This is a genomic window from Bacillus sp. GMs2/2, from assembly GCF_050172095.1.
Lineage (GTDB): Bacteria > Bacillota > Bacilli > Bacillales > Bacillaceae_G > Bacillus_A > Bacillus_A cereus.
In genome coordinates, this window is the sequence record NZ_JBNLYE010000174.1 from 1 (window position 1) to 8418 (window position 8418).

Consider the following 8418-nt stretch of genomic DNA (forward strand, 5'->3'; position numbering starts at 1 on the left):
AATTAGAAATATGTCCACTAAATAGATTAGAAAACGATAATAACATTAGGAGGATTACGATGCCCCAGCTTGATTCATTACATCCCACTGTAGAAAAAATAATCAATAATATTGAAAAAATAATGGTCGGAAAACGAAAAGAAACCATCTTAGTTTTGACAACTCTCTTAGCTGAAGGTCATGTGCTATTAGAAGATGTTCCTGGTGTCGGGAAAACAATGCTAGTACGTGCTCTTTCTAAATCCATTGATGCTGATTATAAGCGAATTCAATTTACACCTGATTTATTGCCGTCAGATGTAACAGGAGTTTCTATTTATAATCCGAAAGAGCTCCAATTTGAGTTCAAGCCTGGACCAATTATGGGGAATTTTGTACTTGCTGATGAAATTAATCGTACATCTCCAAAGACACAATCTGCTTTACTTGAATGTATGGAAGAAGGCAATATTACAATAGATGGTATTACAAGACCTTTACCAAAGCCGTTCTTTGTCATGGCTACACAAAATCCGGTCGAATATGAAGGAACATATTCTCTACCAGAAGCTCAGCTCGATCGTTTCTTATTGAAACTAAAAATGGGATATCCTACACCAGAAGAAGAATTTGAAATTTTAAACCGGATGGAAAAAACAAATCCACTCTCTCAATTACAGACCATTACTACAATAGAAGAATTACTTTATTTACAACAAAGCGTACGGGTAGTAAGTATGGACAAAGCAATTAAGCATTACATTGTAAAGCTTGTTAATCAGACTCGTACGTACAGTTCTATACAGCTAGGTGCAAGTCCACGTGGCTCAATTGCTTTAATGAAAGCTTCACAAGCTTATGCATTTATCCATGGCAGAAATTATGTTATTCCAGACGATGTTAAACTTTTAGCTCCTTACGTTTTAACGCATAGGCTCATTCTAAAAATGGAAGCAAAATTTGAAGGAATAACTGGCGAACAAGTTATCGCAAAAATCGTTGCACGAACTACCGTGCCTACTCAAAGGGCGATGAACCCTTGATGAAACGAATGCTGCGAGCGCTATATCACGTTATGAAGTTATTGCTACTCCCTTTATGCCTAGTCTTAACATTTGTGTACGCTATGTTTCAAGGAGGGTTTGTCAGTTGGTTTTTATTTTACAGCATAATTCCCATTGCTCTTTATTCACTACTAATCCCCTTCTACGCTTTACGGGACGCTGAAGTAAAGCGAATAACAAACCAAAATGGATATGTAGTAGGAGAACAATTTGTAAGCACGATTACAATAAAAAGAAAATTTCCTTTTCCCTTACTTTATTTAGTTATAGAAGATGAACTGCCACCACAATTTATAAGTTGTAAACAAATAAAGATGAATAAGGTAGTACTCTTCCCAGGATTGAAACGAAATATTTCGTTTCAATATGTTATTGACACAATCCCTAGAGGCGAGCACACTTTTTCAAGCGTTCGTGTCAAAACTGGCGATTTATTCGGCATGATGGAGAAAGAAGTAACTTTTTCAGTTCCAAATACATTTTTAGTCTATCCCCAGTATGTAGATATAGCGTATCGACAATTGGAAAATCATTTCGAACAAGGAGCGCTTTCAGCAAATATAAATTCAGCAAAAGACTCTACAATCTCGGTCGGTGTCAGAGACTATAAACCTGGCGATCGCTTTTCATGGATCGATTGGAAAGCAACTGCACGAACAAACAATATTATGACAAAAGAGTTTGAACAACAGCGCAGCCATAATATCATGATATTCATAGACAGAACCGAGTCTCCTCTATTCGAATCAGTCGTCACATTTACTGCCTCTATCGTAAGGGCTGTCTTGAAACAAAATTCACCAGCATCATTCGTGTCTATCGGAAAAGAACAAACTATTTTCCCTTTAGACAATGGAGATACGCAGTTACAACAAATCCTTTGTCATTTAGCAAAAGTACAAGCAGACAGTGTATTCCCGCTCTCCCAGAGTGTAGACATGGAACTAAGAAAAATTTATGAGCCCGTCACGGTTATACTCGTGACCAGTAATCTTTCTCCCGATATTCAAAAGGCGGCTGATTGTGCTGCTATAAGAAATAGAAAATGTATGGTTTTTGTCGTGAAAGAAAAAGCGAATCAACTTTCACACCGAGAACTCAGTATACTAGAAACTCTAAAAAAACGACAAATATTTGTAAACACGGTTTATGAAAACCGGTATACAAACGTGTTTTTTGAGGTGAACAAATGATGATATTACAAGCAAAATACAAGTGGGATACGAACAGATTCTTCATGCATGCATGTGTATTTCTTCTTTTACTAGAATGGCTAAGACCTCTTATAGGTATTACAAATGTAGGTAGATTAGATATTTTCGTAACATTTATAGGAATTTGCTTCGCTCTCTCTTTTTTTCAAACGAGGTGGCAGATTCCTATAAAAATTGTCACAGTCTTATTTATCATTCATTCCCTATATTATAAAAATGCTTTTATAAATCCATCTTGGCTAACAACATTCTTTTCTGATATGTTTCGAAATTCCTCCCTGTTTTTCCAAGGGAATTTACTAGATATTTCTCCAGTTTTTCCGACGGTTTTATTTTTTCTCTCATTTTGGTTTTTGAGTTCTTTCACTTCATTTTGGATTATTCATAAAAAACGTGGGTTTCTATTCCTTGTATTGACTATTATTTATATCGCAACTTTTCATAACTTACATTTATACAATGCAAACTACGCTATTATTCGTACTGTTGTCATCGGCTTTTTTATGCTTAGTCTTCTTCAAGTAGAACGAATAAAAGAACGTGAACACTTACAAAATTATGCTAGAGAAATCTCAAAATTACTTAGACCACTTACAATATTTATCGTATTATTAGCAACCATTGCATACTTTGCTCCAAAATTTGGCCCTCAATGGCCAAACCCAATGGATTTTTTAAAATTCAACACATCTGAAGCAAGTAAAGAACAAAAAATTTATACAATTGGGTATGGTTTAGATGACTCGCGATTAGGCGGTCCTTTTAAGGCGGATCCTACAGTTGTTTTCACAGCACGAACGCAAAACAAACAATATTGGAGAGTAGAAACAAAAGATTTTTATACAGGAAAAGGCTGGGAAATTTCTGAAAATCCGAAAAAGATTTCTTTTAAAAATAAAAACAACGTCGTAAGCTGGTACGAACAAAATACAAAAATGAAAACGACTGAGGCAACAATTACCATGCAAAAAAGTTATCCTCACCTTACCTATCCAGCAGGATTAGTATCAGTTGAGGCTGCTTCTGATGTATCATACAGTGTTGACCCGTTTTCAGAAAAAATTTATACAATGAATGGAGACTCTTCTACTACTTTACATTCGTATAAAGTAACATATGAGATCCCTGAGTTTTCCATAGAAAACTTGAAAGCTGTAAAAACAAATCAAGGTCAAGAAACAAATCCTTATTTTATGACAAAGTACACACAACTTCCCAAGTCATTACCACAGCGCGTAAAAGACTTGGCTGTCAATCTTACAAATGATAAAGACAACCGATATGATAAAGTATTAGCTATTGAAAATTACTTTACAGACAACTCTTTTACATACGAATCAACGAATGTCTTATTCCCTGCCAAAAGCCAAGATTATGTAGATCAATTCCTTTTCGATACAAAAAGCGGCTACTGTAATAATTTTTCGACGTCTATGATTGTACTACTTCGTTCTGCCGGGATTCCTGCTCGCTGGGTAAAAGGCTATACAGAAGGAACTCTTGACAATACACTTGCCTCTGCAGAAGGTGAGGATGTTTATACAATCACGAACGATAACGCACACTCTTGGGTCGAAGTATATTTCCCAGGATACGGATGGATTCCATTCGAACCAACAAAAGGATTTACTAATCCCTATAATTTTATAAATAATACGCCTGCTCCTATTTCACAAAATAGCGAAGCAAATAATTCTAATAACACGCAAATACAACAACGAAATAATGAAGCAAAACTTAAAAGTTTAATAAAAAATACAGAAGAAGCTTCTACTAAAAAGGTCACAAATTCTCAAACTAGTTTTTCTTGGTGGTACGTATTCCTCTCTACGATACTAATTAGTATTATGGGATACATTCTCTTCACCACTAGAATGATATGGAGGACATTTCTTATTATTCATTTCTATAAATACCGAAAAAATGATGCTGTTTATCAAAAAGCTTACGGTGCACTTTTAAAACAATTTGCAAGAATTGGCATACCACGGGGTGAAAGTCAAACATTCCGAGAATACGCTCTCCATATCGATACACTTTACAACTCGGCCGATATGCAACAACTTACTGCCAGTTATGAGAACGCTATGTATAAACAGGGGCAGGCTGCAGCAGAATGGAAGAAATCCGTACACTTATGGGAAGTGCTTATGAAAAAAGCAGCTTCTCTACCTAAATCAGATGGCTTTGATACAGTAATTTAATCTTGAAAATGTGAGTTTAAAGAAAACGTCTCAAAGAACTACATTGTTCTTTGAGACGTTTTTTAATAAAGTGAAACTCCTAATTATTCTCCAAGTACCTTCTCAATCTCAACCTCTAAATCTACCGGCTTCGTCTGCGGCGCAAAACGCCCTACTACTTTCCCGTCTTTTCCGATTAAAAACTTCGTAAAATTCCATTTCACTGCTTTCATACCGAGTAAACCTGGTGCTTGTTCTGTCATGTATGTATATAAAGGATGAGCCTTATCACCTTTCACATCAACCTTTGCAAACATTGGGAAGTTTACACCGTAGTTTAATTCACAAAAACTAGTAATGTCCGCTTCTGTACCTGGTTCTTGTCCTCCGAATTGGTTACAAGGGAATCCGAGTATTTCAAGTCCTTGGTCTTTATATTTATCATACACCTCTTGTAATCCTTTATATTGCGGTGTGAAACCACATTTACTAGCTACATTTACAATAAGAAGTGCTTTTCCTTCGTAATCTTTTAACGATTTTTCTTCACCGGTAATTGTTTTAGCTGAAAAATCATAAACTGTCATTGTCTTTGCCCCTCTCTTCACTATCATTCTATGTTTATACTATACTACATTCGTGAATATACATCTCTTATTACGTACTTATAAGATATAATGATAGCGCTTTATTTTCGTTCAAAATTCGACACATACTACTAGACTTTTATGATGGAAAGTTTTACAATTGAAATGTGAACAAAATGTGACAGTTTATATTCCATTATAAAAGAAAAGGATGGTGTCCATTATGAAAACTGCACAACATGAAACGATTTCAAATCGCGAGTTTTATTTCGTACTATATATGATGTTATTGTATGTTACTGGCTGGGTAATCGATGTAAATGGTTTATTCTTAAGCTCCTACTTTAATTTAGCAGGAGAGATTATGCTTCCATTAGTAGGCGGGATTGTTGGACTGTTCATTATGTCTATTAATAAACAACAAACGAAATAATAATATTACAAAAAGGCAGAAGACGAGCTTCGTTTTCTGCCTTTTTTCTATTTTAGCGTATAATAGAAACATGAAGTATATAAGGAGTGGTAAATATGAAAAAAGTAGAGCAATTATCTTCTCACCTATATCTGATTGATGATTTCGATTTACAACATAATGAACGAACTGGTACGTACGTTTTATTAGGTGACGATATTACTTTAATTGAAACTTGTGCAGCCCCTTCTCTTCCGTATATTTTAGAAGGCTTACAACAATTACATATTGATTTAAACGCAGTTAAAAACATTATCGTTACACACGTTCATTTAGATCACGCAGGGGCTGCTGGTTTAATGATGGAAAAGTGCCCAAATGCTACTTTATATGTGCATTCTCGCGGTGCTCGTCATATGATTGACCCAACAAAACTCATTTTAGGTGCAAAAGCTGTATACAAAGAAGATTTTGATAAACTATTTGATCCAATTCTTCCTATAGAAGAAGAACGTGTTCGTATTGTACAACATGGTGATACGTTAAAAATTGCAAAAGACCGCACCCTTACATTTTACGATACACCAGGACATGCGAAGCACCATATTAGCATTCACGATTCATTAACAAACGGGATTTTCACTGGTGATACAATTGGAATTTATTATAGAGAACTCGCAAACGTTGGTGTAGAACTGTATCTACCATCAACGTCCCCTTCACAATTTCAACCAGATGCGATGATTGCTTCTAAAAATCATATTCAAAGTATGGATGTAGATACTATTTATTTCGGTCATTACGGCGCATCCTCTCATGTTACAGAAGTATACAATCAACTGGAACATTGGCTACCTATTTTCGTTCATACTGGTAAGGAAGTCTTTGAAAAGTATAATGATTTCGATGAAGCGACTAAAGCTTTACAAACTTTGTTAATGGATAAAATCTCTTCTCATCTTACAAAGTTAAACGTTCCATCAGATCATTCCGTTTATAATATTTTACATCTAGATATAGAAATTAGTGCAATGGGCATTATTGATTATTTCACGAAGCAAGAAAAAGGAAACTCCACTATTAACTAACAGTAAAAGAAGAGATATACAACAGTAGTTATTGTATATCTCTTCTTTTTTTGAATATATTTTGAGTAAAGGATGGTGGAATATAATGCAAAAATTGATGCTATACCTCTGCTTTACATTATTTATCGTCTTATTATTATTTGTAGGAGTAAAAATTCAATTTTATTTAGATACAGACACGCAAGTGAACTTTAACGTTTATCCAAGATTATTCTACTTTACACTCTTCCCTCTTATAGTTGGCATTTTATTACGATTCCTTCAATCTATTAATCGCGAAACAAGTAAACAAAACTGGAGCTTTCAACCGGATAAATTTATTGCTATTACAGTGCCTACACTATTCATTTCCTTTTCCCCAGCACTACTCTTTTCACCACTTGCAGAATACCTACCTTATTTAGTTAATATTATTCTAATAAATACAACTTTTGTTACGATAATTAGTTTAATAGCTGGTTATTCCCTTTTAGATTGTTTTATACAAAAAGATAATGCAAATATGAAAAAGTATAATTGAACACTCCTTTTTGTTTCAATAAAAAAGCTCAAAGCTAAGGCTATGAGCTTTTCTAATTATTGCACCTTTTCATTTACATATTCCATAAACTGCTCTGCTTTAATAAATCTTTCTTTGTACGCCTCAGGTACTTCTTCTACTTTCATCCCACCAGTTGATTTTGTCTTCACTTGTACGATTTCATATGTCATTAAAGCTTCCACATAACGGTCAAACTCTTTTTGTGTTAATACTTCTTTACTAGACTTATGACCATTTAATTTATCAAAGTATGGCTGAAGACCCATACTTACCTTTTTCATTTCTTCTCTTTTTGCTGGTGATAATTGATCATAATCAATATTACCGTTCGAATCTCCGTACGTAAGTTTTGCATTTGTTAATTTTTTTAGTTCTTTTGTAAACTCTTCATATTCCTTCGTACCCATTTCATCTTTCGCCTCTGATAATTTTGCACTAAAACGCATATACGCCTCTAATGTCATCGTTCCGGCATGTTTTTTTAAATTCTCGAAAGATCCGTATATACCATCCGCCATAATAGATTGATACGCAAAACCAGTCGTCGGGATTAAAAGAGCTGCTGCAAGTACTCCTGCGATAAGGCGTTTCTTCCTCTTACTCCGCCCGTGCTTCATTTTTATTTGTACGATTACTTTTTCTTTTAAATCCGGCGGGGCAACAATACCTTTTGCTTCTTCTTGTATAGATTCCCTAACTCTACAATCTAAACTCATTTCACATTCCCTACCTCTCCTAAAAAGATTTCTTCTACTTGCTCTTTTTGACGTAGTTTCTTTAATGCTGCGTGAATTCTAGATTTCACAGTACCAATTGGAATATGTAATATTTGTGCTACTTCTTCTTGTGAATAATCGTGTAAGTATCTTAAGATAATAACTTGTTTCAATTTATACGGTAATTTATGAATGAGTTCAATTAGTTTTTGGTTTGATATTTTACTTACAACATCGTTAGAAAAATCAATTTGCACTGACTTTCTTTGCTCTTCTGCTTTTTTTATAATTCGTAGTCGCATCCACCTCTTTCTTCTATAAGAGTGAATTTGTTTAATCGCAAGTCCAATTAGCCAAGGACGAAATGGCTTCTCGCTATCATACTTACGAAGCGATTCATATAGTTGTATGTATATTTCTTGAACGACATCATCTACATCCGTTTTATCCTCTATTAAAAAATGTGCTGTTTTATATACTTCTTGAATCGTTTTATCATACAACTTGCTATATGCTTCTTTATTTCCTGATAAAGTTAATTGGATTAAATGTGCGTAATCTATTTCACCCTTCATATTCCAGCCCTCCTTTGTCTTACACTATATATTGGCAGGTAATTCATATTTCGTTCGAT

9 protein-coding genes are annotated in these 8418 nt (G+C 34.5%); 6 read left to right on the forward strand and 3 right to left on the reverse strand.

Going from position 1 to position 8418, the window contains the following annotated elements; translation table 11 throughout:
• The first annotated feature begins 59 nt into the window (after positions 1-59).
• From ACQGS6_RS18710 to ACQGS6_RS18720, 3 genes are read left to right on the forward strand one after another with little or no spacing between them, the layout of a single operon-like run.
• Complete coding sequence (locus tag ACQGS6_RS18710) at positions 60-1022, forward strand: AAA family ATPase (protein WP_426965418.1); 963 nt, start codon at positions 60-62, stop codon at positions 1020-1022.
• The gene (locus ACQGS6_RS18715) at positions 1022-2236 is read left to right on the forward strand and encodes a DUF58 domain-containing protein (RefSeq protein ID WP_426965416.1); all 1215 of its coding nucleotides are present in this window, start codon (positions 1022-1024) and stop codon (positions 2234-2236) included. The genes ACQGS6_RS18710 and ACQGS6_RS18715 overlap by 1 nt, the downstream gene beginning before the upstream one ends.
• On the forward strand, positions 2233-4461 hold the full coding sequence (locus ACQGS6_RS18720) for a transglutaminase TgpA family protein (RefSeq protein WP_426965417.1): 2229 nt from the start codon (positions 2233-2235) through the stop codon (positions 4459-4461). Before ACQGS6_RS18715 ends, ACQGS6_RS18720 begins: the two co-directional genes overlap by 4 nt.
• 83 nt (positions 4462-4544) lie before the next feature.
• On the opposite strand, the gene bsaA is transcribed toward ACQGS6_RS18720, so the two are convergent.
• Positions 4545-5027, reverse strand: coding sequence for a glutathione peroxidase (gene bsaA / locus ACQGS6_RS18725; RefSeq protein ID WP_000219434.1), 483 nt, complete (start codon positions 5025-5027; stop codon positions 4545-4547).
• A 223-nt stretch (positions 5028-5250) separates the two neighbouring features.
• Here bsaA and ACQGS6_RS18730 point away from each other — a divergent pair, with 223 nt between their 5' ends.
• The 3 genes from ACQGS6_RS18730 (at position 5251) to ACQGS6_RS18740 (ending at position 7047) form a co-directional block, all read left to right on the forward strand.
• Positions 5251-5460: a DUF3925 domain-containing protein gene (locus ACQGS6_RS18730; RefSeq protein WP_000844984.1), complete on the forward strand. Its 210-nt coding sequence runs from the start codon at positions 5251-5253 to the stop codon at positions 5458-5460.
• 95 nt (positions 5461-5555) lie between these two features.
• The gene (locus tag ACQGS6_RS18735) at positions 5556-6527 is read left to right on the forward strand and encodes an MBL fold metallo-hydrolase (protein WP_000755002.1); all 972 of its coding nucleotides are present in this window, start codon (positions 5556-5558) and stop codon (positions 6525-6527) included.
• 85 nt (positions 6528-6612) lie between these two features.
• Positions 6613-7047: a hypothetical protein gene (locus ACQGS6_RS18740; RefSeq protein ID WP_001170916.1), complete on the forward strand. Its 435-nt coding sequence runs from the start codon at positions 6613-6615 to the stop codon at positions 7045-7047.
• Between the two features lie 56 nt (positions 7048-7103).
• On the opposite strand, the gene ACQGS6_RS18745 is transcribed toward ACQGS6_RS18740, so the two are convergent.
• A complete protein-coding gene (locus ACQGS6_RS18745) occupies positions 7104-7784 on the reverse strand; it encodes a DUF3600 domain-containing protein (protein WP_000050676.1) in 681 nt (226 codons plus the stop codon).
• Positions 7781-8359, reverse strand: a complete 579-nt coding sequence (locus ACQGS6_RS18750; RefSeq protein ID WP_000675563.1) for a sigma-70 family RNA polymerase sigma factor — start codon at positions 8357-8359, stop codon at positions 7781-7783. Before ACQGS6_RS18750 ends, ACQGS6_RS18745 begins: the two co-directional genes overlap by 4 nt.
• Between the last annotated feature and the right edge of the window lie 59 nt (positions 8360-8418).

Bases quoted from the DNA above. Each gene is read 5' to 3' on its own strand.
- ACQGS6_RS18710 (WP_426965418.1), top strand. From the start codon at position 60: ATGCCCCAGCTTGATTCATTACATCCCACTGTAGAAAAAATAATCAAT.
- ACQGS6_RS18715 (WP_426965416.1), top strand. From the start codon at position 1,022: ATGAAACGAATGCTGCGAGCGCTATATCACGTTATGAAGTTATTGCTA.
- ACQGS6_RS18720 (WP_426965417.1), top strand. From the start codon at position 2,233: ATGATGATATTACAAGCAAAATACAAGTGGGATACGAACAGATTCTTC.
- bsaA (WP_000219434.1), bottom strand. From the start codon at position 5,027: ATGACAGTTTATGATTTTTCAGCTAAAACAATTACCGGTGAAGAAAAA.
- ACQGS6_RS18730 (WP_000844984.1), top strand. From the start codon at position 5,251: ATGAAAACTGCACAACATGAAACGATTTCAAATCGCGAGTTTTATTTC.
- ACQGS6_RS18735 (WP_000755002.1), top strand. From the start codon at position 5,556: ATGAAAAAAGTAGAGCAATTATCTTCTCACCTATATCTGATTGATGAT.
- ACQGS6_RS18740 (WP_001170916.1), top strand. From the start codon at position 6,613: ATGCAAAAATTGATGCTATACCTCTGCTTTACATTATTTATCGTCTTA.
- ACQGS6_RS18745 (WP_000050676.1), bottom strand. From the start codon at position 7,784: ATGAGTTTAGATTGTAGAGTTAGGGAATCTATACAAGAAGAAGCAAAA.
- ACQGS6_RS18750 (WP_000675563.1), bottom strand. From the start codon at position 8,359: ATGAAGGGTGAAATAGATTACGCACATTTAATCCAATTAACTTTATCA.